Annotated in this window: 28 protein-coding genes and 1 pseudogene; 19 read left to right on the forward strand and 10 right to left on the reverse strand. The window is 71.8% G+C overall.

Annotated elements, in window-relative coordinates; genetic code table 11:
- Window positions 1–111: 111 nt before the first annotated feature.
- The gene (locus tag ABFY03_RS36850) at window positions 112–924 is read left to right on the forward strand and encodes a glutamate ABC transporter substrate-binding protein (protein ID WP_346172369.1); all 813 of its coding nucleotides are present in this window, start codon (window positions 112–114) and stop codon (window positions 922–924) included.
- 79 nt (window positions 925–1,003) lie between these two features.
- Here ABFY03_RS36850 and ABFY03_RS36855 read toward each other — a convergent pair whose 3' ends face one another.
- Window positions 1,004–1,942, reverse strand: a complete 939-nt coding sequence (locus ABFY03_RS36855) for an NADP-dependent oxidoreductase (protein ID WP_346172093.1) — start codon at window positions 1,940–1,942, stop codon at window positions 1,004–1,006.
- A 90-nt stretch (window positions 1,943–2,032) separates the two neighbouring features.
- Between ABFY03_RS36855 and ABFY03_RS36860 the strand changes: the two genes are divergently transcribed.
- Window positions 2,033–2,992 carry an AraC family transcriptional regulator gene (locus ABFY03_RS36860; RefSeq protein WP_346172094.1) on the forward strand — a complete coding sequence of 320 codons (960 nt, stop codon included), beginning with the start codon at window positions 2,033–2,035 and terminating at the stop codon, window positions 2,990–2,992.
- A 25-nt stretch (window positions 2,993–3,017) separates the two neighbouring features.
- Here the strand turns inward: ABFY03_RS36860 and ABFY03_RS36865 are convergent, their stop codons facing one another.
- From ABFY03_RS36865 to ABFY03_RS36875, 3 genes are all read right to left on the reverse strand, one after another.
- Window positions 3,018–3,623, reverse strand: coding sequence for a dihydrofolate reductase family protein (locus tag ABFY03_RS36865; protein ID WP_319012871.1), 606 nt, complete (start codon window positions 3,621–3,623; stop codon window positions 3,018–3,020).
- A gap of 146 nt (window positions 3,624–3,769) precedes the next feature.
- Window positions 3,770–4,486, reverse strand: coding sequence for a flavodoxin family protein (locus ABFY03_RS36870; protein ID WP_346172095.1), 717 nt, complete (start codon window positions 4,484–4,486; stop codon window positions 3,770–3,772).
- A gap of 146 nt (window positions 4,487–4,632) precedes the next feature.
- Complete coding sequence (locus ABFY03_RS36875) at window positions 4,633–6,177, reverse strand: alpha/beta hydrolase family protein (protein ID WP_346172370.1); 1,545 nt, start codon at window positions 6,175–6,177, stop codon at window positions 4,633–4,635.
- A gap of 262 nt (window positions 6,178–6,439) precedes the next feature.
- Here ABFY03_RS36875 and ABFY03_RS36880 point away from each other — a divergent pair, with 262 nt between their 5' ends.
- The 4 genes from ABFY03_RS36880 (at window position 6,440) to ABFY03_RS36895 (ending at window position 9,504) form a co-directional block, all read left to right on the forward strand.
- Complete coding sequence (locus tag ABFY03_RS36880; protein WP_346172096.1) at window positions 6,440–7,588, forward strand: sensor histidine kinase; 1,149 nt, start codon at window positions 6,440–6,442, stop codon at window positions 7,586–7,588.
- Entirely contained in the window at window positions 7,585–8,247 is a 663-nt protein-coding gene (locus ABFY03_RS36885; RefSeq protein ID WP_346172097.1) for a response regulator, read from the forward strand. The genes ABFY03_RS36880 and ABFY03_RS36885 overlap by 4 nt, the downstream gene beginning before the upstream one ends.
- A 517-nt stretch (window positions 8,248–8,764) precedes the next feature.
- Window positions 8,765–9,031, forward strand: a complete 267-nt coding sequence (locus tag ABFY03_RS36890; protein WP_319012875.1) for a GlsB/YeaQ/YmgE family stress response membrane protein — start codon at window positions 8,765–8,767, stop codon at window positions 9,029–9,031.
- 299 nt (window positions 9,032–9,330) lie between these two features.
- On the forward strand, window positions 9,331–9,504 hold the full coding sequence (locus ABFY03_RS36895) for a CsbD family protein (RefSeq protein ID WP_319012876.1): 174 nt from the start codon (window positions 9,331–9,333) through the stop codon (window positions 9,502–9,504).
- A gap of 155 nt (window positions 9,505–9,659) precedes the next feature.
- Here ABFY03_RS36895 and ABFY03_RS36900 read toward each other — a convergent pair whose 3' ends face one another.
- The gene (locus ABFY03_RS36900; RefSeq protein WP_346172098.1) at window positions 9,660–10,718 is read right to left on the reverse strand and encodes an SRPBCC family protein; all 1,059 of its coding nucleotides are present in this window, start codon (window positions 10,716–10,718) and stop codon (window positions 9,660–9,662) included.
- Window positions 10,719–10,722: 4 nt separating this feature from the next.
- Entirely contained in the window at window positions 10,723–11,799 is a 1,077-nt protein-coding gene (locus tag ABFY03_RS36905; protein ID WP_346172099.1) for a histone protein, read from the reverse strand.
- A gap of 196 nt (window positions 11,800–11,995) precedes the next feature.
- Between ABFY03_RS36905 and gvpO the strand changes: the two genes are divergently transcribed.
- From gvpO to ABFY03_RS36950, 9 genes are all read left to right on the forward strand, one after another.
- The gene (gene gvpO, locus ABFY03_RS36910) at window positions 11,996–12,370 is read left to right on the forward strand and encodes a gas vesicle protein GvpO (protein ID WP_319012879.1); all 375 of its coding nucleotides are present in this window, start codon (window positions 11,996–11,998) and stop codon (window positions 12,368–12,370) included.
- A 27-nt stretch (window positions 12,371–12,397) separates the two neighbouring features.
- Complete coding sequence (gene gvpJ, locus ABFY03_RS36915) at window positions 12,398–12,886, forward strand: gas vesicle protein GvpJ (RefSeq protein ID WP_346172100.1); 489 nt, start codon at window positions 12,398–12,400, stop codon at window positions 12,884–12,886.
- A 3-nt stretch (window positions 12,887–12,889) separates the two neighbouring features.
- The gene (locus tag ABFY03_RS36920) at window positions 12,890–13,606 is read left to right on the forward strand and encodes a GvpL/GvpF family gas vesicle protein (RefSeq protein ID WP_346172101.1); all 717 of its coding nucleotides are present in this window, start codon (window positions 12,890–12,892) and stop codon (window positions 13,604–13,606) included.
- A 37-nt stretch (window positions 13,607–13,643) separates the two neighbouring features.
- A complete protein-coding gene (locus tag ABFY03_RS36925) occupies window positions 13,644–13,898 on the forward strand; it encodes a gas vesicle protein GvpG (RefSeq protein WP_319012882.1) in 255 nt (84 codons plus the stop codon).
- A 176-nt stretch (window positions 13,899–14,074) separates the two neighbouring features.
- A complete protein-coding gene (locus ABFY03_RS36930) occupies window positions 14,075–14,506 on the forward strand; it encodes a gas vesicle protein (protein ID WP_319012905.1) in 432 nt (143 codons plus the stop codon).
- Window positions 14,503–15,345: a GvpL/GvpF family gas vesicle protein gene (locus ABFY03_RS36935; protein ID WP_346172102.1), complete on the forward strand. Its 843-nt coding sequence runs from the start codon at window positions 14,503–14,505 to the stop codon at window positions 15,343–15,345. The genes ABFY03_RS36930 and ABFY03_RS36935 overlap by 4 nt, the downstream gene beginning before the upstream one ends.
- Window positions 15,342–15,581, forward strand: coding sequence for a gas vesicle protein (locus ABFY03_RS36940; RefSeq protein WP_319012884.1), 240 nt, complete (start codon window positions 15,342–15,344; stop codon window positions 15,579–15,581). Before ABFY03_RS36935 ends, ABFY03_RS36940 begins: the two co-directional genes overlap by 4 nt.
- A complete protein-coding gene (locus tag ABFY03_RS36945; RefSeq protein ID WP_386723606.1) occupies window positions 15,571–15,981 on the forward strand; it encodes a gas vesicle protein K in 411 nt (136 codons plus the stop codon). Before ABFY03_RS36940 ends, ABFY03_RS36945 begins: the two co-directional genes overlap by 11 nt.
- A gap of 72 nt (window positions 15,982–16,053) precedes the next feature.
- On the forward strand, window positions 16,054–16,227 hold the full coding sequence (locus ABFY03_RS36950; RefSeq protein WP_319012885.1) for a hypothetical protein: 174 nt from the start codon (window positions 16,054–16,056) through the stop codon (window positions 16,225–16,227).
- 35 nt (window positions 16,228–16,262) lie between these two features.
- Here ABFY03_RS36950 and ABFY03_RS36955 read toward each other — a convergent pair whose 3' ends face one another.
- Both ABFY03_RS36955 and ABFY03_RS36960 read right to left on the reverse strand, forming a co-directional pair.
- Window positions 16,263–17,540 (reverse strand): haloacid dehalogenase-like hydrolase, encoded by a 1,278-nt coding sequence (locus tag ABFY03_RS36955; RefSeq protein ID WP_346172103.1) that lies wholly within the window; start codon window positions 17,538–17,540, stop codon window positions 16,263–16,265.
- Window positions 17,541–17,719: 179 nt separating this feature from the next.
- Window positions 17,720–17,932: pseudogene (locus ABFY03_RS36960) on the reverse strand (glutamine synthetase); the annotation flags it as partial.
- A gap of 548 nt (window positions 17,933–18,480) precedes the next feature.
- On the opposite strand from ABFY03_RS36960, the gene eat reads away from it, so the two are divergent.
- From eat to ABFY03_RS36980, 4 genes are all read left to right on the forward strand, one after another.
- The gene (eat, locus tag ABFY03_RS36965; RefSeq protein ID WP_319012887.1) at window positions 18,481–19,914 is read left to right on the forward strand and encodes an ethanolamine permease; all 1,434 of its coding nucleotides are present in this window, start codon (window positions 18,481–18,483) and stop codon (window positions 19,912–19,914) included.
- A 35-nt stretch (window positions 19,915–19,949) separates the two neighbouring features.
- Window positions 19,950–20,636 carry a gamma-glutamyl-gamma-aminobutyrate hydrolase family protein gene (locus tag ABFY03_RS36970; RefSeq protein WP_346172104.1) on the forward strand — a complete coding sequence of 229 codons (687 nt, stop codon included), beginning with the start codon at window positions 19,950–19,952 and terminating at the stop codon, window positions 20,634–20,636.
- Window positions 20,637–21,157: 521 nt separating this feature from the next.
- A complete protein-coding gene (locus tag ABFY03_RS36975) occupies window positions 21,158–21,655 on the forward strand; it encodes a hypothetical protein (RefSeq protein WP_346172105.1) in 498 nt (165 codons plus the stop codon).
- A gap of 110 nt (window positions 21,656–21,765) precedes the next feature.
- The gene (locus tag ABFY03_RS36980; protein WP_346172106.1) at window positions 21,766–22,218 is read left to right on the forward strand and encodes a hypothetical protein; all 453 of its coding nucleotides are present in this window, start codon (window positions 21,766–21,768) and stop codon (window positions 22,216–22,218) included.
- Window positions 22,219–22,304: 86 nt separating this feature from the next.
- Here the strand turns inward: ABFY03_RS36980 and ABFY03_RS36985 are convergent, their stop codons facing one another.
- Window positions 22,305–22,631: a hypothetical protein gene (locus ABFY03_RS36985; protein WP_346172107.1), complete on the reverse strand. Its 327-nt coding sequence runs from the start codon at window positions 22,629–22,631 to the stop codon at window positions 22,305–22,307.
- Between the two features lie 428 nt (window positions 22,632–23,059).
- Window positions 23,060–24,316: an NAD(P)/FAD-dependent oxidoreductase gene (locus ABFY03_RS36990; protein ID WP_346172108.1), complete on the reverse strand. Its 1,257-nt coding sequence runs from the start codon at window positions 24,314–24,316 to the stop codon at window positions 23,060–23,062.
- Window positions 24,317–24,359 lie beyond the last annotated feature (43 nt).

Consider the following 24,359-nt stretch of genomic DNA (forward strand, 5'->3'; position numbering starts at 1 on the left):
AAGGGCGTGCCCGGGATGAAGAAACGTTCCGCCGCACGGGGTGTGCTGGAGGACATCGGCCACGCGATCCGCCGCGGCGACGTCGTGGTCGCGCTCGTGAAGCTCCGCGGCATGCGCTCGGTCGGCGCCGTCGGCGGCGCCTTCGTCCTCGCCCTCACGGCGACCGGGTGCGGTCTCGGGGCCGACCTCGGCGGCAAGGGCGAGAAGATCGCCATCGGCATCAAGTTCGACCAGCCCGGCCTCGGCCTGAAGACCGCGGACGGCTCGTACACGGGCTTCGACGTCGACGTCGCCACGTACGTCGCCAAGAAACTGGGCTACTCCGAGGACGACATCGTCTGGAAGGAGGCCCCGTCCGCCGAGCGCGAGAACCTCATCAAGAACGGCGACGTCAAGTTCGTCGTGGCGACCTACTCGATCAACGAGAAGCGCCTGAAGGAGGTCGACTTCGCCGGCCCGTACTTCCTGACCCACCAGGACCTGCTGGTCCGCGGCGACGAGGTCTCGATCACCAAGGTCGAGGACCTCAACTCCAAGAAGCTGTGCTCGGTCACCGGTTCTACCTCCGCGCGGAACGTCAAGGAGAAGCTGGCCCCGAAGGCCGGCCTTCAGGAGCTCGGCGGCTACTCCGAGTGCCTGGCGGGCCTGGAGGACAAGAAGGTCGACGCCCTCACCACGGACGCCGCCATCCTGGCCGGTTACGCCTCGCAGCAGCAGCACTGGGGCAAGTTCAAGCTCGTGGGGCTCTCCCTCAGCGACGAGAACTACGGCATCGGCCTCAAGAAGGGCGACACCGCGCTCAAGGGCGAGATCAACAAGGCCCTGGGGGAGATGGTGTCCGACGGCACCTGGCGGAAGCTCGTGCGCAAGCACTTCAGCCTGTCGAGCTACAAGAGCGAACCCGCCCCGGCCATCCAGAACTGACGCTCCTCTCACGCGGGACCGGAGGCAGGGGTGCCGCCGGTCCCGCGTGGGCTGCACACGGGACGGCCGCCGGCCCGGCTCACGGGACGATGAGGACCTTGCCCCGGATCCGGCCGGCCTGGCTCTGGCGGTGGACGTCGGCGAGCTCCGCCAGCGGACGCGACGCGCTGATGTCGACGCGCAGCACACCCGCGTCGACGAGATCCACCAGCGCCCTCAGGTCCGCCACGTCGTTCCGGGCGACCATGTGCGTCGCGCTCACCCCCGCGTCGAGAGGCGGCACGACCGGGGTCGCGATCGACACGATCCGCCCGCCGCGCCGCACCAGGGGCACCAGGGCCGCGGCGTCCGGCCCGCTCAACGGCACCAGGTTCAGCAGGACGTCCACCGGAGCGTCGAGTGCGGCGCTCACCGGCCGGGCGGTGTAGTCGATGACGTGGTCCGCCCCCTGCCGCAGGACCGCTTCGGTACTCCGAGGGGCGGCCGTGGCGATCACCTCGGCCCCCGCGTGCTTGGCGAGCGGTGTGACGAAGCCTCCGACGCCGCCCCCCGCACCGTTGACCAGCACCCGCCGGCCCGGGGACACCCGCCCGTGCTCGAACACCGCCTGCCAGGCCGTCAGGCCGGCGACGGGAAGCGCCGCGGCATGAGCCAGCGGGAGGGACTCGGGCGCCGCGGTCAGCACGGCGGCGGGCGCCCGGACGTAGGCGGCCGCCGCGCCGCCGCCGTCGAGCCGTCCGATGACACGGTCGCCCACGGCGAACGCGTACTCCTCCACCCCCGCGCCGATCTCCACCACCGTGCCGGCGACGTCCCAGCCCGGCACGTAGGGCAAGTCCACGGGGAGGAACGCCTGCAGCAGCCCGGCACGCAACGCCGCCTCGGTGGGATTGAACGAGCCGGCGGCGACACGGATCAGTACCTCGCCGCCGCCCGGGCGTGGGCGCGGAACCTCGTCGTAGCGGATCACGGAGGCATCGCCGAACTCATGGATGCGCGCGGTCTTCATCGTCGTCATGCCGCGAATCTACGACCGGGGACGAGGACGATCCATGCGTGAAAGCGCCCCCCTTCATACGCGATCGTCTCGCCGCTCTACGCTCGGCGCATGGACGTACTGAGCGACGTGGTCGCGGTGACCCGGACCGGTCGACCCCGGGCGGCGCACGTGCGATGGCACGCCCCGTGGGGACAGGAGTTCGCCGCCGTCCCCGGCTCGGCGGGCTTCCAGGTGATCCTGCGGGGCTCCTGCTGGCTCCTGCCCGAGGACGCGGAACCCGTCCGGCTGGGCACGGGAGACGTGGTGTTCCTGCCGCACGGCAAGGGGCACCTCCTCGCCGACAGCCCCGAGACCCCCGTGGCGGCCCCTCCCTGCGACCCGGACGGCCCGGAACCGTACGCCGCCTACGCCACGGACACAGTCGACAGGAGCGGCGACGGCGGACCGGTCACCGCCCTGCTCTGCGGCGCCTACCAGCTCGATCCGGCCCGCGCCCACCCCCTCCTGCTGTCCCTCCCGGAGCTGATCCACCTGCCCGCGCATCCGGGCCGCCGTGCCGAGTTGGATGCGGCGGTGCAGCTGCTCGCCGCCGAACTGGAGACCCCGCGCCTGGGCACGGACGCGGCCGTCCCCGCGCTCCTGGACACCCTGCTGCTCTACATCCTGCGCGTCTGGTTCGACGAACAGCCCCTCCACGGCGACCACACCACGGGATGGGCCGCCGCCCTGAACGACCCGCCGGTCACCGCAGCCCTCCACGCCCTCCACCGCGACCCCGCGGCCCCGTGGACCGTCGCCGGGCTCGCCGCGGAAGCCGGCCTCTCCAGGGCGCCCTTCGCCAAGCGCTTCGCCCGGCTGGTCGGCCAGCCGCCCCTGGCGTACCTGACCTGGTGGCGCATGACCACGGCCGCACGCCTGCTACGGATCTCGGACGCACCGCTGCGAGCGGTCGCCGCCCACGTCGGCTACGCGTCCGAGTTCGCCTTCGCCCACGCCTTCAAGCGCGCGCACGGCACCCCGCCGGGGACGTACCGACGGGAACGGCTGCCCCGGAGCGGCCGCACCTGAGCAGGCCCGGCCGTGCGCGCCCGGGTCACGCGGGGACGGCGAGCGGCGGGTGGTCGAGCACGCGGGGCCTGTACTCGACCAGCTGGATGCGGCCGTCGAAGGTGCGGTGATCGGTCATGTCGAGGGCGACGTCCGGGTAGCCGTCGTAGATGCGTTCCTCACCGGTGGCCCCGGTGATCACCGGGAACATCACGACCCGGAAGCGGTCGACGAGTCCGGCGCGCAGCAGCGACCGCGACAGGCTCAGGCTCCCGATCGTGCTGAGGAGCCCCGAGCCACTCGCCTTCATGGCGCGGACCGCCTCGACGGCGTCGTCGCGGACGAGCGTGCAGTTGGCCCACGAGAGCGGAGCGTCGAGCGACGAGGAGAACACCACCTTGGAGGCCCGCGTGAGCTCGTCGACGGACGCCTCCTCCTCGGGCCTGAACTCGTCCAGCCCCTCGGGGACGTCGCCCGCGGCGAAGCCCGACATCAGGCGGTAGGTGTTCGCTCCCATCAGATACGTGGCCGGGGGCTGCTCCCCGAGCCACGCGAGATACTCGGGGCCTTCGAGGCCCCAGAACCCGGGCCAGCCCTGCCCCGACGCGCAGCCGTCGAGGGAGGTGATGAAGTCGACGAGAAGCTCCGACATGGTGGTGTCCTTCCTGGAGTGTCACGAGCTTGGACCGGCCGGGAGTCACAAACTCATCGCCCGCGCCGTGACACGACGGGACACTCCTGGGACGCCGGATGTGCACGTGCCTCACGGGACCGGTCGAACCCGGCGCCGGGCAGCCCTCAACGGTGCTCGGGGTTCTCGAAGTCGAACCGGCAGCCGGCGTCCCACTCGGAGCGCTGGTTTCCGTGGGCGGGGATGCCGCCGGCGTCCTTGAGCATCCTCGCCAGATGGAGCTGGTTCCAGGTCATGAACGTCGTGTTGCGGTTGGTGAAGTCGTTGTCCGGCCCGCCGGAGCCGGGGTCGAGGTACGACGGGCCCGGGCCGGCCGGGCCGACCCAGCCCGCGTCGGCCTGCGGGGGAACGACGTACCCGAGGTGCTGGAGGCTGTAGAGGACGTTCATCGCGCAGTGCTTGGCGCCGTCCTCGTTGCCGGTGATCAGACATCCGCCCACGCGACCGTAATAGGCGTACTGGCCACGCTCGTTGAGGATCGACGAGCAGGCGTACAGACGCTCGATCACCTTCTTCATGACCGAGGAGTTGTCTCCCAGCCACACGGGCCCGGCCAGGGTCAGGATGTCGGCGGCCATCACCTGCGAGTAGATCACCGGCCACTCGTCCGTCTCCCACCCGTGCTCGGTCATGTCCGGCCAGACACCGGTGGCGATGTCGATGTCCACCGCCCTCAGCACCTCGACCCGCACGCCTTGCCGCTCCATGATCCGGGTGCTGATGTCGATCAGCCCCTGTGTGTGGCTGCGCTCCGGGGAACGTTTCAGCGTGCAGTTGATCACCAGCGCGCGCAGGTCGGCGTACGACGTCGTCCGGTCCGGCACGGAATCCTCCTCCATACGCTCCGGGAGTCCGGAACCGAAGGGGCCGGAGATCTCCCCGTACAGCTCACCAGGCCTTCGCCGCCGGCGCGCGCGGAGCTGGTCCGGTTGCCTGACCGCCCGTCCGCGCCGCATCGAGGGGAGACCGGTCACGGAATCGGCGTCGCCGTCCCCCGAGCCTCCCGAGCCCCCTGAGCGCCCGATGAGGCGACCGTCCCGTAGGCCCCGAGCACGGTGGTCAGGTCGCCGGGGCGGCCTCGCAAGGTGGCGTCGAGGAAGGCAAGGGTGGCCGCGGCGACGACGCGCGGCCCCTCGGTACGGCCCAGGGTGCCGACGATCGAGGGCACCGGCGGCAGGTAGAGCGGGCCGTCCATGAACGTGAGGTGCCCGGCCCCGGGGATGGTGAGCCGGTAGCTCGTCGCGGTGTTCCGTTCCAGGGCCTCGGTGAGCCGCGGCAGGTACCGCGGGTCGGTGCCGGCGGTGATCTCCTGGGTGAGCGCGAGCGTCGGCTGACGGAGCGCGGGCGTGGTCGGGCCGTGGGGGTAGCCGTCGAGGTCGAGGACGGCATCGAACCGGCGGTCGTGCCGGCCCGCCTGCAGGGCGGCGGCTCCGCCCAGGGAATGGCCGGCCGCCGCGGCGCGGCCGGTGTCCAGGCGCCCGGTCAGCGGGTCGGCGGACTCACCGCGGTCCAGCCGCTCCAGCCGGGTGAGGACGAAACCGAGGTCGGCGGCCCGGACGGCGGTCCAGCCGGCGGCCGGCTCCTCGTCCCCGTCGCGGTCCCCGGAGGAGGCGGTGGCGGCGCGGATCGTACGGCCGTCGGCGAGGACGACGACACTGGAGTCGTACGGGTGGTCGAGCGCGGCGACCAGGTAGCCGTGGCTGGCCAGCTCCTCCGCCCAGGCGGTGTTCTGGGCCCGCACCCCGCCGGAGCCGGGCGAGAACAGGACGACCGGGAACCGCTCGTTCCCGCCCGCCACCGGGGCGTCGACGACCGCGCGGCTGCGAGCCCTCGGGACACCGTCGACCAGGAAACCGGGCAGGCCGACCCCGTCGGCCAGCGCCGCGGAGACGGTCCGCGCCTCGTCCGCCGTACGGCCCAGGTACGGGGCCCGAGGGACACTCGCGGGGCTCTGTCGCGCCGGGTACCAGAGCTGGACCACGACCGTGCGCCGGTCGTCCGGGTCGGAGGTGAAGCTCTCGGGACGCAGCGGGTCGGTCCACTGCACCACCCGCGTGCCGACCGCGAAGTCACCCGTCGGCTCGGGGAAGACGGGCACGGGGAACGCCCAGGCGGCCACCGGGCCGGCGGCGATCAGCCCGGCGCAGGCCAGCGATCCCGGCAGGGCCGGCCACCAGCGGGCCCGCCGGGCCGGTCGGCCGGCACGCCCCCGCACCAGCGGCGGAAGGGCGAACGCCGACGCGACGGCGGCGCCGGCCAGGACCGGCAGCATCTGCCAGCGGATCCCCACGACGCCCAGCACCGTCGCCGACGGTACGAGGACCGCCCCGGCCGCGATGGTGCCGGGCCGGCGGGCGCGCGCGGGAAGCCAGCGCGCCACCAGCAGCGCGACGGCACCCAGGAGGACGAGAACTTCTGGAAGGGACAGGGGCAGGGGCGGGGACAGTCGCAGGGACGGCCCGGGGATGGTTTCGCTCACCCGGCCATGCTCGGCACCGGGCCCCCGCCGCCGCATCGGCCCCGGGTCGCCGCCCACGGCGACCGGGGTGGCAGCCGGGCCGGGCCGCCTTGCGACCCGAGGGGCAACCACGCACCCCGGGCCAGGGACAGGCTTGCGACCGCAGTCGGTAGCGGGCCTCCTCCTGCGGTCGTACCCCCGCCCCGTGCGCTCCGACGCCAGGCTCATGTGCGGCCCGGCCCCCGGGCCTAGGCTGCGGCTGTACGCGGTGGCGGCCCGGCCGGACCGCACGACGACCGATCGGCGAAGAGGTGTGACGGTGCGCCACCGGGACCTGGTTCCGCCCCTGGTGGGGGACTCGGTGCTGCCGGCACTGCTCCTGCTCCACGTCGTGACCACGTTCCCGGCCGCGGAGCTGCCGGTGGCGGTCGCGCTCACCGCCGCCCTGGCGCTGCCCTTGGTGTGGCGGCGCCGGGCCCCGCTCGCGGTGTTCGCCGCCGTGGTGGCCGCGGCCTTCGTCCAGTGGCTGGCGGACGTCCAACTGCTCGCGGACACCGCCCTGCTCGTGGCCCTCTACACGGCCGCGGCCCACACGGGCCGGCGCGGCACGCTGCTCGCCGCCGCCGTGGTGGAGGGCGGGGTCGTGCTGGCCTGCGTGAGCTGGGCACCGAACGGCGCGTTCCCGACCCCGTTCGTCGCGCTCTCCGCGATGGTGGTCGCCGCCACCGTCCTCGGGGTGAACGTGCGGACCGGCCGGGCCTACCTCGCCGCCGTGCAGGAGCGGGCCGAGCGGCTGGCGCTGCACCAGGAGCAGCAGGCCCGGCTGGCCGTCGCCGAGGAACGGGCCCGGATCACCCGAGAGATGCACGACATCGTCACCCACAACCTGTCCGTCATGGTCGCGCTCACCGACGCCGCCGTCGCCGCGCAGCACAGGTCCCCGGACCGGGCCACCGCCGCGATGCGGCAGATCTCCGAAACGGGCCGGCAGGCCCTCACCGACATGCGGCGCTCGCTGGGCGTCCTGCGGGCCGACGAGCCGGACGCCGAGCGCCACCCGCTGCCCGGCATAGCCCAGCTGGAGTCGCTCGCCGACCAGATGGCGGCCGCCGGGCTGCCGACCCGCCTGGAGGTCCGCGGCGGCCACGCCCAGGTGCCGGCCACCGCACAGCTCACCGTCTACCGCCTGGTTCAGGAAGCCTTGACCAACACCCTCAAGCACACCCCCGCCGGCACCCGCGCGACGGTCCTGGTCGAGTGCTCGGCCGGGAGCGTCGGCGTGGAGGTGACCGACAACGGCCCCCGTGCGCCTCGTCCCACTGCCGCAGCGTCCGGACACGGCCTCCCCGGCATGCGCGAGCGCGCGGCCGCCTACGGAGGGACGCTGCGGGCCGGACCGCTTCCGGACGGCGGCTGGCGGGTGCGGACCCGCCTCCTGCTCGACAGCGCCGGGGCGGGCGCCGTATGACGATCCGCGTCGTGATCGCCGACGACGAGGCGCTGCTCCGGATGGCCTTCCGCATGGTCCTGGACGCCCAGCCCGACATGGAGCCGGTCGGCGAGGCCGCGGACGGCGCCCAGGCCGTCCGCCTCTCCCGGGAGCTGCGGCCCGACGTCGTCCTCATGGACGTCCGGATGCCCGGGACGGACGGGATCGAGGCGACCCGGCAGGTCGCGGCGGTCTCCCCGGACACCAGGGTGCTCATCCTGACCACCTTCGACCTGGACGCATACGCCTTCGCCGCCCTCGGCGCCGGAGCCTCGGGCTTCCTGCTGAAGAACACCCGGCCCGAGGAGCTGCTCACCGCGATCCGCGCCGTCGCCGCGGGCGACGCGGTGCTCTCCCCGCGGATCACCCGGCGCCTGCTGGACGACTTCCGCCCCCACCTGGCCGACAGCCGGACCGGCGTCCGCGACGAGCGACTGGACCGGCTCAGCGCCCGGGAGCGCGAGGTGCTCGCCGAGATCGGCCGTGGACTGTCCAACGCCGAGATCGCGGACGCCCTGCATCTCGCGGAAGCGACCGTGAAATCCCACCTGGGACGGATCCTGCTCAAGCTGGGGCTCCGCGACCGGATCCAGGCCGTGGTCTTCGCCCACGACCACCGCCTGGTCCCCCCGACCTGACACCGGGCCGAGCGCCCCCGACAGCGGCCGGCCGACGCCCCCGGCCCGGCCAGGCCGACCGCGTCGCCGACGGACGGGTGCGACGGCGTCCCGGCCCTGCTGCCCGGCGCGCGAAGATCCGGCGGACGACAGTGGGGGAGTGAACACACGAGGTGACGAGGTCGCTCGCGGGTCCTCGGGGGCGGACGGCGCCGCCGAGGAAGAGGCGCAGGTCATCGTGGTGGGGGCGGGCCCGCCGGCTCGGCCCCAGGTCATGGCCTCGCCCCCCGCTGCTCCGGGTCATGGCGCGCCTGCTCACCGGCGTCGCCGACGAGCCGGCACAGGACGGCATCGACGCCGCCCTGCAGCCCTCGTGCGCCTGGTCCCCGCACGTCGGCGATGACGAGAGCCGTACGTGTTCCCGCGCCCGTGTCCGGGCCCCTTGGCGACGAGAGAAGTGCGCGGAATTTTGACGTTTAGAAACGGTGAGACCGCGCAAACGGCTTACAAGGAGATAACGCGCGGATAAAGAGGAGCCATGGGAATCATTGCGTGGATCATACTGGGCTTGCTTGCCGGAATCATCGCGAAGCTCCTGATGCCCGGCCGGGACCCCGGCGGCATCATCATCACGATATTGATCGGCATTGCCGGCGGTCTCCTGGGCGGATGGCTCGGGAAGGTACTTTTCGACGTCGATTCCGTCGACGGGTTCTTCGAACTCTCGACATGGATCGCCGCGATCGTCGGCTCGCTCATCCTCCTGGGCCTGTACCGGCTGGTGGCAGGCCGGAGACACTCGTGAAATCCGCTCTGACCCGGCACGGAGCCAGGTGGGGCGGGCGCGGCCTCAGGCTGTTCGTCCGCTGGGCGCCCTGGACCCTCATCCGGCACGTCAGCGTACGGATGGCCGTATGGGGCGCACGCCTGGCGGTGTGGTCCGCATGGCGGGCGTTCCGGCGTGCGGTGCGTACGACGGTGCGTGACGTGACGCCCGGACGACTTCGCTGGACATGAGGCCGAGGGGACGCGGTCGTGCCCCCCGGGAGGAATGGGACGCACGGTTGAGGGAAGCGGCCAGGAAGAGTCGAGGAGGTGACCGGCATGGCCGTCTCGAAGAAGGCCAAGAACGTCGGAAAGAATGTGAAGGGCAAGGTCAAGGAAACCACCGGAAAGGCTGTCGGCAACGAAAGCCTCGAGATGAAGGGCGAGGCCGAGCAGGCAGCCGCGGACGCCAAGCAGGCCGGACAGAAGGCCAAGGACACGATGAAGCACTGACCGTCTCCTGATCGCCGCGACCTTCCGGTTCACGGGCCGCCGTCCCTCTGGGACGGCGGCCCGTCGGCGGTTCGGGCCCCGCCGCCTGCGTCCGCGTCGCCTGTCGTGGCGCACAAGGGTGTGGCCGCGTCCGCGCGGCCACACCACGGGGAACGTCAGCGGGCACGTCGGCGCCGGTGAGGCCGTTCTTCTTCCTCCTCCTCCCATCCTTCGTCCGCTTCCGCCTCGGTGCCCGTGCCGTCCTCGTCCTCCTCCTCGTACTCGTCGGCGGGGTACTCCTCGTCTTCCTCGCCCTCGTCGTACTCTTCGTCCTCGGCTTCTTCCGGTTCCTCTTCCGGTTCCTCTTCCAGCTCCTCGTCCGGTTCCCCTCGCGGTTCCTCCTGCGCCGTCTCCTCCTCTTCCTGGACGGCGTCCTCGTGGCTGCGCACGACCTCGCCGTCGCGTATCTCGCCGCGCCACCCCTCGGGCTCCTCGTCCGAGAGGGTCACGTACCGGGCGAAGTGCTTGAGGTCCAGGCGCAGCCGCCGGCCCTGCGCACGCCACAGGTTTCCGGTCTTCTCGAACAGACCGGACGGGTAGTACTCGACGACCACGAGCACGCGGGTCAAAGACTCGGCGAGTCGGTGGAAGCTGACGCATCCGCGCGTGGTGCCCTTGGGCCCCTCGGAGCTCCAGACGATGCGTTCGTCGGGGACCTGTTCCTGACTGGTGGCCTTCCAGCTGCGGGTGGAGGGGCCCACCTTGACCTTCCAGTCGGTGGTGGTGTCGTCGCCGCGGGAGACGCTGCGCACACCCTTGGCGAAGGTGCTGAAGTTCTCGTACTGCGTCCACTGGTCGTACGCCGTGCGCAGCGGGACGCCGATGTCGATGGCTTCGCAGATGTGGACGGGCTTGGAGCCGCCCTTGCGGGACTTCCCCTTGCCGGTCAGGCTGCCGCCGATGTCCTTGACCTTGTCCTTCAGGCCGTCGACGGTGCTGCCGACGGCGGCCTTCAAGGGCGAGTCGCCCTTGAGGAGGCGTCCTCCGATCCCGGCGAGCGAGCCGCCGTTCTCGGCCACGTCGTTGAGGTCGTCGGTGAGGTCCTCGAGTTTGCCGACGGCCTTGTCGGCCAGGTGGTCCGCCTGTGCCAGGAGGTACTCGGCGAGCTCGTCGAGCAGCCCGTCCATGGGGGACGAGGAGCCCTTGGTCTTCCGTGCACGGTCGGTGGTGGCCATGGTGCTACCTCCGCGCCGTGGACTTGCGCGCCGTCGACTTCTTCGCCGAGGCGGTCGACTTCTTGGGGGTGCCGGCGGCCGTCTTGCCCGCCGCGGCCTTCTTCGCCGGAGCCCGCTTGGCCGCCGTCTTCTTGGCAGGCGGCCGGGAGGACGTGGCCTTCTTGCCGGTCGCCCGGCTTCCGGAGGCGGACTTCTTCCCGGCGGTGGCCTTCTTCGTCGCGGTGCCGCCTCCGGAGGAGGCGGTCTTGCCGGCCGTGGTGGCCCGCTTCCGGGCCGGGGCGGCCTTCTTCGCGGGTGTGGTGGCCTTGGCCGCCGAGGGCTTCTTCGCCGCCGCCTTCCGCGCAGGAGCGGTCTTCTTGTCCGTGGAGTCCGACTTCTCGGCCGCGGTGTCCGACTTCTTCGCCGGCGAGCGCCGGGACGCGGAGCTCTTCGACGGGGCGGCGCTCTTACGCGTCGCCGAGGGGCGGGCGGACCGGCCGCGCGGCGAGGAAGCCTCCGCGGAGCCGCGGCGCCGCCTGCGGGGCTGCTCTTCCTCCGGCTCCTCCTCTTCCTCGTCCTCGCCCTCTTCCTCTCCTCCCTCCTCCTCTTCCTCCTCGGGCTCTTCTTCGTCCTCGTCCTCGTACCCCTCCTCGTCCCAGGCCTCGTCCTCGAAGGCCTCTTCCTCCCTGCCTCCCTCGTCGTACCCTTCCTCGTCCTGGTCGCGTTCGTCCCGGGCGCGCCGCTCGTCGTCTTCCTCGTCCTCGTACTCCTCGTCTTCCTCCTCACGCCCGCGGGTCAGTTCGAGAGTGCGCTGGTGCACGGAGTCCGCGAGCCCCGCCAGCTGGCGGTTGGCGGCCGCGGTGAGGGCCTTGCGGCCCGCGTCGAGGGCTTCGCCGCGCAGCTGCTCGCCGAGTTCGGCGGCCTGGGGCATCTCGCTCAGCTTCCGCAGCCCCTGCGTCATGAGCTGGCCGGGCTGGAGTCCGAACCTGCGGCCGGCAATGTAGGTCGCGAGGGACAGGGCCATGCGGCCCTTCTTGGCCCGTCCCAGGAGGTAACCGCCCGCAACGGCGGCTGCCAGGGCGACTCTGGTCGTGTCCTCCATCAGCCTGGTCCTTCCCAGGTGGTCGGCGGGTGAGGTCAGGGCCTGCGCCTCTGACGCTCGGGTCCTTACCTGGGGCTGCTCGCCCAGGCCACGAATATGCGGATATTTGTGAAGAGAATCGCTTGAAGAGGTATGCAGCGGACGCTTCGGGAAAGTCGCCCTAGTCCATGGAGATCCCGGTTCACGAGGACAGCCGATGACCACGTCAGAACCGGCTCGCCGCCGGCGCCGCCCGCCCCAGGGCGACGACGGCGAGCAGCCCGCCTCCCGGTCGGCACGGAAGGCTCCGGCCTCCCGCAAGCGCGGTGCCCCCGGTGCCGCGACCGCGATGCGGGCGGCGGCTGAGCAGCTGGAGCAGCTGCTCGGACGGAGTCCGGAGTCGGTGTCGTCGCTGAAACCGGCGGACGACGGCTGGGTGGCGGTGGTGGAGGTGGTCGAACTCGAACGCGTTCCGGAGACCACCAGCATCATGGGCAGCTACCGGGTCGAGCTGGACGCGTCCGGTGACCTGGTCTCCTACGAGCGGACCCGCAGGTACAGCCGGGGCACGATCGACCGGCCGGGCGGCTGAGGCCGCGGGGCCGGGAAGGGAAGCATCATGACGGTGATGCCGCAGGGGGCCGGCGGAGGCCTCAGCCGCACGGGCGGAGGCAGTACGGCCAGCCTCTATGACGTCCTGGAGCTCATTCTCGATCGAGGGTTGGTCATCGACGCCTTCGTGCGCATCTCCGTCGTCGGGATCGAACTCATCAAGATCGACGCGCGGATCGTGGTGGCCAGTGTGGACACCTACCTGCGCTTCGCGGAAGCGTGCAACCGGCTCGACCTGGAGGCGGGCCACGGCACGCCCGCTCAGCTGCCGGAGATGATGGACAAGATGGTCGAGGGCGGGAGCCGCGGCAAGGCCAAGGGCGCGCTCGGCGGCGCGATCGACGCCGTCACCCAGTCCCTCACCGGCCGGGACGAGGACGAGGACGAGGACGAGGAAGAGCCGGAGGAAGAGCCCGAGGAGGAGCTCGAGGAGGAGGAGGAGACTCCTCGGCGCCGACGGCCGGCCCGGCGGTCGGCGCGGCGGGAGAGGGAGTGAGTGATGGCCGTCTACGTCTATGCCGTCACCTCGCGCGACCACCCCTGCCGGATCGACGGGATGACGGGAGTGGGCGCCCACGGCGCCACCGTACGCGTCGTCGCCACGGAGGAGCTGCGCGCGGTGGTCAGCGACATCGCCGAGGAGATCCGACCCAAGAAGCGGGACGTCACCGCCCACCAGGCCGTCCAGGACCGCCTCATGGACGACGGGACGCCTCTGCCGCTGCAGTTCGGGTACACCGCCCCCGACGACGACGCGGTACGTCAGGTTCTCGACGAGCAGGTCGACGCCTACCGGACGGCGCTCGCACGCGTGCGGGACTGCGCCGAGTACAACGTCAAAGCCGCACGCGAGCAGGACCGCTTCCTGCGCGAGATCCTCGACGCGAACTCCCGCGCACGATGGCTCAACGAGGAGATCCGGGCCGGCTCCGAAGACCCGCGGCTGCCCATGGAACTGGGCAGACTGGTCGCGGACGAGATCCAGCAGCGCCGTGCGGACGCGGCAGCGGACCTCGCCGGAGTCCTGGTCCCCCTGGGACGGGAACACGCGCTCCACCCCGAGGCCGGCGACGACTTCCTCAACCTGTCCCTGCTGGTGTCCCGGGACGAGGCGCCGGCCCTGCTCAAAGCGCACGAGGAGCTCGTCCGCGAGCGTCGGGACGGCACGGAGATCCGCCTGACCGGCCCCCTTCCCCCGTACAGCTTCGTGCCCTAGGACGACCCGGGCCGGCGCGAGGAAGGAGCACCACGCCATGGGCCTGCTGGCGCAACTGATCACCTTGCCGTTGCTTCCGGTCAAGACGGCGCTCTGGGCGGCCCAACGGGTTGCCGACCAGGCCGAGGCCGAGTACTACGACCCGGCGCCGATCCGCGCGGAGCTCGCCGACCTCGAGCGCCGGCTCGAGGCCGGCGAGATCGACGAGGAGACCTTCGACCGGGAGGAGGACCGGCTGATCGACCGGCTGATGGAGATCGAGAGGTACCGCACCGGCACCGGCGACCGGTGACCGACACGCTCCGCACGGGAAAACGGGGCGCGGGAGGTGACCGCCACACCCCGCACGGGGAGACGCGGCGCGACCACGCGGCGCCCCTACCGGAGGCGCTGGTGACACGACAGCCCCCAGAAGCCCAGAGACAGCGTTCGGCAGAGAGCGGGAGGTGAACCCTCGTGACCGACCCCATGGCCCGCGGCTTCCGCAGCGGCCCTCCGATGTCCGGCTACCCGGCCGGGTCCTCGGCGAGCCTCGCCGACATCCTGGAGCGCGTCCTGGACAAGGGCATCGTCATCGCCGGCGACATCCGTATCAACCTGCTCGACATCGAGCTCCTCACCATCAAGCTGCGCATCCTGATCGCCTCCGTGGACAAGGCCAAGGAGATGGGCATCGACTGGTGGGAGCACGACGCCTCGCTCTCCTCCCGCCACCACGAGAGCTCGCTCGCCGCCGAGAACCAGCGGCTGCGCGCCGAGATCGAGCAGCTGCGCCGCGACCGGCTCACCGCCTCGTCCGGCCTCCCCGACGACCTCACCCGCACGAGCGAGGAACGTGCGCCGGAGGAGGAAGAGGAGCGTCCCGTACGCCGCACGGCGAAGCGGAGGACCGAGCCGTGAACGCTTCCCCCACCCCGACGCTCACCTACGTCTACGCCGCCACGCCCCCGGCCCCCCTGCTCGACGACGTCCTGCCCACCCTCGCGGGAGTGGCCGGCCGCCCCGTCACGCTCCTTCCGCCCGTGCCGGACGACACCGCGCCCGCTCCGGTCGCCTTCGTCATCAGCGACGTCCCCCGGGCCGACTTCGCCGAGGCCGCCCTGCAGGAGCACTTCGAGGACCTGCGGTGGCTGGAGGAGACCGCGCGGGCCCACCACCACGTCATCGAAACCCTCGCCGGCCACACCACCGTCCTGCCCCTGCGGATGGCCACCCTCTACGAGGACCACACCCGCGCCCTGCGCGCGCTGGGGGAACAGAGCCAGCTCTTCGCCACCCAACTGGCGCAGCTCAGTGCCCACACCGAGTACGGAGTCAAGATCTACGTACTCCCTGCCGAGGCACCTGAGCCCGCCGCGCCCCCCGCCGCCACCAGCCCCGGCAAGGCCTACCTGCAGGCCCGCCGGGTCCAGCGCGACTCACGCGAGGAGCACTTCCAGCAGGCCCGGCTGGCAGCCGACCGCCTCACCGCCGTCGCCGCCCGCCATCAGGCGCCCCGCGTGACCCACCCGCCGCAGAGCGGCCCCCTCGTCGCGCCGGCCGACGGCGAGAACGTCCTCAACGACGCCTTCCTGGTCCCGGACGTCCAGGCGGACAGCTTCCGAGCAGCCGTCCGCGACGCCGCCGCCGACCTCCCGGGCATCCGCCTCGAAGTGACCGGCCCGTGGGCGCCCTACTCCTTCGCCACCCCGCCGCCGGCAGCCGAGCCGCCCCTGCCGCCGACCGCGCCCGCGCCATGACCTCCGCCCAGGACCGAGACCCGGCGCTGCCCGGACGCCAGGTCGCCCTCGTCGACCTCCTCGACCGGCTGCTGGCCGGAGGCGTCGTCATCACCGGCGACATCATCCTGTCCATCGCCGACATCGACCTCGTCAGGATCTCCCTGCGCGCCCTGGTCAGCTCCGTCACCACCACCGACGACCGCCCACCGACCCGCCCACCGACCCGGGAAGGCGAGCAGCCCCATGCGCCCTGAACCGCCCGGCCCGCCCCACCGTGCCGGCCCCGACCTGCGGCCGGTCGGCCAGGCGATGAACGACGCCGTACGCCTCCTGCCCGCCACCCCCCACTCGGCCACGGCGTCACGGCACTCACCCGCCCAACGGATCCGCACCGGCCCCGAAACGGCTCAGGAGGACCTCGTCAAACTCGTCCTGACCGTCGTCGAACTCCTGCGGCAACTCATCGAGCGCCAGGCCCTGCGACGCGTCGAAGCCGGCGACCTCGACGACGCCCAGGAAGAAGAACTCGGCGCCACGCTCCTCGCCCTCCACGACCGCATGACCGACCTGTGCGACCAGCACGGCTTCACCCTGGACGACCTCAACCTCGATCTCGGCCCCCTCGGCCCTCTCCTCCCGCCGTCCGGGCACTGATACCTGGGATTCCCCTCAGCCGGACGGTTCCCCCCGCTCACGTGGGTAGAGGCGGAAAGAGGAGGGTCGGACATGAGTGCCAGCGAGAAGATCAAGGCCCGAGCCGAGCAGGTCGTGGGCAAGACCGTGAAGAAGGCGGCGCACGTGCTGGGAAACAGGACCACGGAGGCCAAGGGCACCGCGTTGGAGGCTCGCGGCAAGGCGCGAGCGGCAAAGGAGAAGGGCAAAGACTTCTTCGACCACTGACGGACCAGAGGCGGACGTCCCCCGCGCGGCACTCCTCAGCTGGGCCCGAGAGGTGACGACAGAACCTGGAACACCGTGTCCAGCTGGTCCGGGACGATGCTGCCGTCCGCGCGCCGGACCGGCTGTGCCGAGCCGTCGCTCGCCGTGTAGCCGGTGGTCGCGCAGGGGTACGGGCTCGTCTTGCGCTGCTTCGGCTCGATGAACATCGGGTTCACCAGCCAGCGGCCGTCGCCGTTCTCGTACGCCCGGCACATGAGTTCGTTCTTGTTGCGGTTGAGGACGAGGCGCAGCCCGGTGGCGTCCCGCAGGAACGAGATGTCCGTGTCGGAGTCGCCCGCGGCGAAGACCTGGCGGCGGGCGGCGGGCTGGACGCGCTCGGCGGCGGGGCCGCGCACGCCGAAGACCTCCTGGTTGATCCAGCAGCGCTTGCCGTCGATGTACGTGATCATGGCGTCCTCGCCGTCCCGGATGCCGCCGCAGCCCTTGAGGTGGCTGGTGAGCCGGCCGTGGGAGGTCGTGTTGCGGATGCCGACGGCGTGCGACGGGTCGACGCCGACGCCCTTCGCCCAGACGTCGACGACGGGTTCGGGGGAGGCGGAGACGATCCAGACGTCGAAGCCGCCGTCCTGGAGGGTACGGATCAGATCCCGCTGCTGGTCGTAGTGGCGGACCCAGCCGGTGACCTGCCCCGTACCGACCTGCTGGGTGGCGCCTTGAGGCGCGGCGAGGTTCTCGACGCGCGCGGCGGCGGCGAAGGCGGCGGCCTCGCGGGTGGTCCAGCCATGCAGGAGCTGGGCGAGCCAGGCGTACTGGGGCTCCATGCGGCGGTGGTCGTAGCCGGTGAAGGCCGTCTTCCCGCCGGTGGTCGCGCCCCATCCGTACACCGAGAGCAGTTCGTCGGCGCAGGCCGTGTCGGTGGACGTGGGGAGGGTGCGGACGTCGGCGGGGCAGGCCTCGCCGAGGGCGGTCGCGGCCTCGGGGGTGAGGTAGCGGCTGGTGGTGGACCAGTCGCCGTCCCGCGGGGGCCGGACGCGGTCGTTGCGGAGCAGCCAGTAGAAGGTGGCGTCGCCGACGTCGTTCTTGATGACGGTGTTGTCCCAGTCGAAGACGGCGACCGGCTTCCGGCCGCCCTTGTCGTGACAGTGGTCGGCTATCAGCGCGTCGATGCGGGCCTTGTTGTCGCCGTACCAGCCCGCGGAGCTGTTCAGGGTGGGGCATGCGGCGGGCTTGGCTTCGGCGCCGGTCGCGGGGAGGAGACAGGTGGTGGCGAGGGCGAGGGCGGCCGCCGAGGCGGCGGTCGGGCGGAGCTTCATGGGCGCTCTCCTGTCGAGACGTCGGTGCGTCGGTACATCGGGAACTCGGTACGTCGGTGTGTCGGTACATCGGGAACTCGGTACGTCGGTGTGTCGGGTACGCGCGACAGCCGGGCGCCTTGCGACGCCCGGCTGTCGGGTGGGGGAGCGGGGGGTGGGGTGGCGGCGGCGAGGGTCTAGACGGTGTTCATCTCGGTGTCGACAGCGAGAAGGTAGTCGTAGCCCTCCGTGCCATGGGCGAGAACCTCGTCCAGGAAGAACTTGGCCGCGAACCGCTTGCCCTGAAGGCGGCCCTGCATGTCCGGGAACGCCAAAACGACGGTGTCGATCTCACCGCCCGCCACCAGGGAACGCAGGTCCTCGGCGGCGAGCGGGGCTGTGCGGTCTGCCACGGGGCGATTCCCCTCGTTCGGGCCTGCCGGGAGTCATAAGGTATGGGGAAGCACCATTGCTTGGGAAGGGTTGGAGGGATAATCGCGATCGTGTCCGATGCGAGTGAGTGGGTCGACCGTCTGGCCGCCGTGCTCTGCGGCCGCGCAAGGGCTTGAAGGGAGGCGGAACACCTCCTTCAGGTGGTACGGGCTCGACCGGTGGCCCGGAGGGGGAGCGACTGCCCGCCGAGCGGGTTCCGTCGGGCCGACGGCAGCCGGTCGTGACGACCTTCCTGGACCGCGGCCCGCTCCTCTTGCGCAATCCGGAGCACTCCCAGTACCAGTACGCCCCCCTGTCTCGGCGTCGGACAGGGCGGCGGCAGCGCGGCGTGCGAGGTGATGCGGGAGCGCACCGCGGGTATGGGGATGCGGCATGCGAGGTTCTGGCGTGACCTCAGGCGTTCGGCGGCGTAACCCCAAAGTAACGCACGGGGGTTGCGCTGCCCCCCTCACCACCGCAAAGGTATGGCACCACTCCATTGGGCTCGTTGCGGGGAGCTGACGCTGCCATGACGCTGGAAGACACCACGCCGCCGAAGGACGACTACCTGGAACGCCGGGCCCTGCGCCGCGGCAGCGCCGGCTGGCTGCTGCTGACCGGCCTCGGCGTGGCGTACGTCGTGTCCGGGGACTTCTCCGGCTGGAACATCGGTCTGTCGAAAGGCGGCTTCGGCGGGCTCGCCGTCGCCACCGTCCTGATGGGCGCGATGTACGCCTGTCTGGTCTTCGCGCTCGCCGAGCTCTCCGCCATCCTGCCCACCGCGGGCGGCGGTTACGGCTTCGCTCGCCGGGCGCTCGGAACATGGGGCGGCTTCCTCACCGGCACCGCCATCCTCATCGAGTACATCCTGGCCCCGGCCGCGATCTCCATCTTCATCGGCGACTACGTGGAGTCCCTCGGGCTGTTCGGCCTGGAGTCCGGCTGGCCGGTCTATCTGGTCTGTTTCGCGCTCTTCATCGGCATCCACCTGTGGGGCGTGGGTGAGGCGCTGCGTTTCAGCCTGATCGTGACGGGGATCGCGGTCGCGGCCCTGGTCGTCTTCGCGCTCGGCGCGTTCACCGACTTCCACGTGGACGGCCTGAACGACATCCCGGTCGACGGCGAGGCCTTCGGCTCGAACTCCTGGCTGCCCTTCGGACTCCTCGGGATCTGGGCCGCGTTCCCCTTCGGCATGTGGTTCTTCCTCGGCGTCGAGGGCGTGCCGCTGGCCGCCGAGGAGGCGAAGGACCCGGTGCGGTCGATGCCGAGGGCGCTCGCGATCTCCATGGGGATCCTGGTGCTGCTCGCCGTCATGACCTTCTTCGCCGCCACCGGGGCCCGCGGTGCGGCCGCCGTGCAGGAGGCCGGAAACCCGCTGGTCGTGGCGCTCCAGGGGGACGGGGAGCCGACCGCCCTGAGCCGCTTCGTGAACTACGCGGGCCTCGCGGGCCTGGTCGCGTCCTTCTTCTCGCTCATCTACGCGGGCTCGCGCCAGCTGTTCGCGCTCTCCCGGGCCGGCTACCTGCCCCGCTTCCTCTCCCTCACCAGCCGCCGCAAGTCGCCCTACCTGGGACTCCTCATCCCGGGCGCCATCGGCTTCGCCCTCGCGGCCGGGACCGGCAACGGGGCGCGGATGCTGAACATCGCGGTGTTCGGCGCCACCATCTCGTACGCCCTGATGGCGCTGTCCCACATCGTGCTGCGCCGCCGGGAGCCGGGCCTGCACCGGCCGTACCGCACGCCCGGCGGGATCGTGACCTCGTCGGTGGCCTTCGTCCTGGCCCTCTCGGCGCTGGTCGCGACCTTCCTGGTGGACCGGACGGCGGCGTTCATGGCGCTCGGGGTGTACGTGATCGCGCTCGCCTACTTCGCGTTCTACAGTCGGCACCATCTGGTGGCCGGCGCTCCGGAGGAGGAGTTCGCGGCGCTCGCCGCGGCCGAGGCCGAGCTGGAACGCGACTGACCCACCCGCCACTCCGCACCCTTGGAGGCCGTACCGTGACCAAGCCGCTGATCGGCGTGACCACCTACCTGGACCAAGCGCGCTGGGGCGTATGGGACATGACAGCCGCGCTGCTCCCGGCGCAGTACCCGCGTCTCGTACGGGAGAGCGGCGGGCTCCCGGTCATGCTCCCGCCGGGTGGACCCGAGGACGCGGCGGCGGTCGTGGCCCGGCTCGACGGCCTGGTCGTCGCGGGCGGGGCGGACGTGGAGCCCGTACGGTACGGGGCCGAGCCCGACCCCCGCACCGGCCCGCCCGCCCGGGCCCGGGACGCCTGGGAGCTGGCCCTGGTCGACGCGGCCCTGGCCTCCGGCACTCCGGTGCTCGGCATCTGCCGCGGCATGCAGCTCCTGAACGTGGCGCTCGGCGGCACGCTCGTCCAGCACCTGGACGGGCACGTGGAGGCGGTCGGGGTGATCGGCCGGCACGCGGTGAAGCCGGTTCCGGGCACGCGGTACGCCTCTCTCGTACCGGAGCTCGCCGAGGTCCCGACCTACCACCACCAGGCCGTGGACCGCCTGGGCAGGGGCCTCATGGCCTCGGCCCACGCGGAGGACGGCACGGTGGAGGCGGTCGAGACGGACGGCCCGGGGTGGGTGCTCGGTGTCCAGTGGCACCCGGAGATGGGCGAGGACCTGCGGGTGATGCGGGGGCTGGTGGAGGCGGCGCGTCAGGTGCGCTGACCCGCAGCGTTGTCGACTCGGCGCCTGGGCGGGTGTCCGTCGAGCGCGGTGCGGCAGCGGTGAAGGTTCGCGCGGCATCACCGGTGACGAGTGCGAGGGCGTGGCTGCGCAGGAGGCCGCCCGCCCAGGTGAACCCGGCTCGTGCGCCACCGTCCACAGGGACACGTCGTCGCCTTCGCTGAGCCGACGGCGCGTCCTGGGCGGCTGAGGCACGGGACCGAACGAGGCGAGCCTGCAGGCGGGGTCTCGGCGCTGTGCGGTTCCTTGTCCTGGATCGCGGTCTGAAGGGTGCCGGCGCGCACGCGTACGCCCGTCGGGCCACCCCGAGCCCGGAGGCACCCTCTCACCAGCACCCGAGGACGCGCCGAAGAACCCGCTGAAGCCGGCTGCGCCCTCACGCCGCCCGGGGATCTCAGCCCAGTCCAGCCCGGTCCGGAAGAGCTCACCGGCCTGTGACGGTGCAGCCCCCCAGTTCGCGAAGCCCACGCGACGCTGTCAGTGCCCTTTGCCATCATGCCCGCATGGATCTCCACCTCGCCCCACCGACCGGCGTCGGTCCGCTCCACATCGGTATGACCAGGCAGGACGCCAACGCCGCGCTGGACTCGCTCCGAGACCTCTCCGCGGTCTCGGAATCGGACCGGCCAGGACAGCACATCTTCCGTCCGAGTGGACTGATGGTCAGCATCCACTGCATGCGGGGCGTCCTCCAGGCGGTCGAGCTCGCACGCCCGATGGACACGACGGACCGGGTGTTCTTCCACGACGTGGACGTCTTCGCCCTGACGGCCCGCGAGGTGGTCGCCCGCGTACGCGAACACACCACGATCGAGGCCCACCAGGACGACCCCGCTTCCTTCGTCGCCCCCGACCTGCTGCTGAGCTTCTGGCGCGCGTTCGAAGCCGATGACGACCCGGACGACGAACAGGGCTACTACTTCACCACGGTCCTCGTGGCCCGCCCCGGCTACTGCGACACCCCCGCCGAAGCCGAGGAACGGCTCCGCCGGAACGCGTAGGCTCGCCCTCTGCAACACGCCGACGACGGCTCTGGGCTGCAACACCAGGACGGCCGAGACACGTCCTCCCCCTACACCATTCCCCGATCCCTGCCGGAGCCCTCGCCCCCGTGCCTCTGATCACCACATTCAGCACGAACGTCCGACCGGACCGCAGGCTCGTGGAGGTCCACGACTCGGACGCCTACCTCGGCAGCGACGAGGCGTGGGAACGGTCGAGGACCCAGGTCTGGGACACTCCCCAGCAGCCCCCGGAAGACGCCGAAGGCACTGTTCCCGTCTCTCTGGAATCGGAGACCGGCCAACTCGTCATCATGCAGCTCACCTTCGGGCCGGCGGGCGAGATGGACCTGCCCAGACCCGGCGTCTACGACGGACACGCGGCATGGAAGGGGCGAGAAGCGGCCGCCTCCTACAACACCCGCATCAAGCACGCTGCCGAGCAGCAAGGGGACGCAGGACAACTCGGAGCAGCCTGGAGACAGTGCCCCACGACTGAGCAGTACACGCTCGACCTCTGGTTCGTACGGGAATCCGAACCAGAAGACGACTGGGACGCATAGCCCGACCCTCACGAGCCGGACCAGCACCGAGCACGGCCGCTCGCTTCGATGTGAGCATTCGTCAATACCTATGGATCGGTGGCCTATCAACCTCGGGAGGATCGGAGTCGTGTGAGTCCGTCGACGGCTGCAAGCTCCGTCCTCAGGAGCTGAGCCTCGGCCGGTGCAGTGACGATGAGGAGGACGGACACGTCGGGATGGTCGTCCTCAAGAAGGTCGTCTTCGCCGTCGTCTCCGGGAACGGTGTTGGACTGGACCCTGATGCGGGTCGTGTCGGCGAGTGTGGCGAGGAAATAGACGCCGAAGTAGTCGCTGTCGCGCTCGGCGAAGGTCACTGGCAGTAGCTCGGCGAGGAGGTCGGCCAAGTGTTGGGCCGTGTGGGCGTGCGTGCCGTAGGTGTCGGTGACGGTCATCGTGACATTCTCCTCAGGCCACGTGGTTCTCGGTGCGTTCGACCCCATCGCGGAGCCCCGGCCGGGTGGTTCGACAGAGCGATGGAGTGCACAGCTGCGAACCTCCCGCTTCCGAAATCCTGATCACGGCACCCTTCGTAGTACGGGCTTGCGGCACGCAGCATCACCGCTCTTCAAGACATCGTTTCTTTTCGCTGCGGCGTGGAGCAGGCGCCGCCGCAGGGGCCGAACACCGCCGGCGCGGCGACGGCCTGGGCGGATGCCTGCCGGAGTGACGGCGACCCGATACGTCACGCCTCTGCGCGAGCGCGGATCGCTCGTCGGCACCGTGCTCATGCCCCGGTGGTACGGGCGCGCGGCCTGGACTCCGGTCTGCCCCGCACCCCCGTGAAGGGCGCGGGGCCGTCCGACGTACGGGAGGCCGGTCCTCAGACCGCGCCCGCCCGCAGATCGTCCAGGACCGCGCGGGCTGCCCGCGCACCCGACGCCAGCGCGCCCTGGAGGGACCCCGTCGCCCGGTGGTCCCCGCACACGTACCGGCCGGGGGCCCACCGTACGTCCCGGACCAGCGGCGCAGGGCCCGGCAGGGCCGGCAGGGCGTCGGTGACGGTGACCCGATGGACGGGCTCCCAGTCACCCGTCTCCGTGCCGTACACCTCACCCAGGGCTCTGACCACGGCTTCCGTCTCCACCGGGCCGGGGCGGCCGAGCACGGACGTCGACACCAGCGCCCGGCCGTCGGCGGAGTACCGGGGCTGTACGGCGGTGAGGACACAGGTGTTGAGGAACCTGCGCCGAGCGTCGACGACCAGCACCGGCTCGTCCAGCGGAGCACGGACGGCGGCGTGGTACAGGGTGGTGACGGTCCGTCCGTCGGGCACGCGCAGCCCCGGCAGCAGCTCACCGGCGATCCGCTGCCCGGTGGCGACGACGACGGTCCGGGAGCGCACCTCTCGCCCGTCCGTGAGGGCGACGCCACCGGGCGTCAGCGCCGAGACGGCGCTCCCGGTCCGCAGCACGTTCCGCGGCAGCCGGGCGGCGAGCTGCGCGGGCACCGCGCCGATCCCGTCCGCCGGCAGGCACAACGTGCCGCGCAGCATGCTCCGCCACACGAGGTGGAAGAAGCGCGCCGAGGTCTCCAGGCTGTCCTCCAGGAACACACCGGAGAGGAACGGCCGGAAGAACGTCTCCACCAGCCGCGGTGACACGCCCGCCGCCGCCAGGGCGTCGAGCGTCGTGCCGTCGGCGCCATGCCGCAGTACGGACGCCGGCGCCAGCGCGTCCCGTGCCGACAGCGCGGCGAGCGCCGCCAGATCACGTGCCGACGCGAGCCGCCCCGGCAGCAGATCCCGGCTGTCCCGCGGCCGCCGCGTCGGGTCAGTGAACCGGCGCGGTCCCCGGTCGGTGTGCACGACCACCCCCGGCGTGAACGGCCGCAGCCGCAGCGCCTTCAGGTCCACGCGCCGCTTCACCTGCGGATACGACGTGTTGAACACCTGGAAGCCGCGATCCGCGGTGAAGCCGGCCACCTGGTCGGTGCGCATCCTGCCGCCGACCGTGTCGCCCGCCTCCAGGAGCAGCACCCGCAGTCCCACTCCGCACAGGTCGCCCGCGCAGGCGAGGCCCGCGGCCCCCGCTCCGACGACCACCGCGTCGTACCGCGATCCGTCCTTCGTCCTCTCCATGCCGTCCTCGTTCTCGTGGGTGCGTCGTCAGCGGGTTGCGCTC

It is taken from the genome of Streptomyces roseofulvus, from assembly GCF_039534915.1.
In the GTDB taxonomy this organism is placed as follows: domain Bacteria; phylum Actinomycetota; class Actinomycetes; order Streptomycetales; family Streptomycetaceae; genus Streptomyces; species Streptomyces roseofulvus.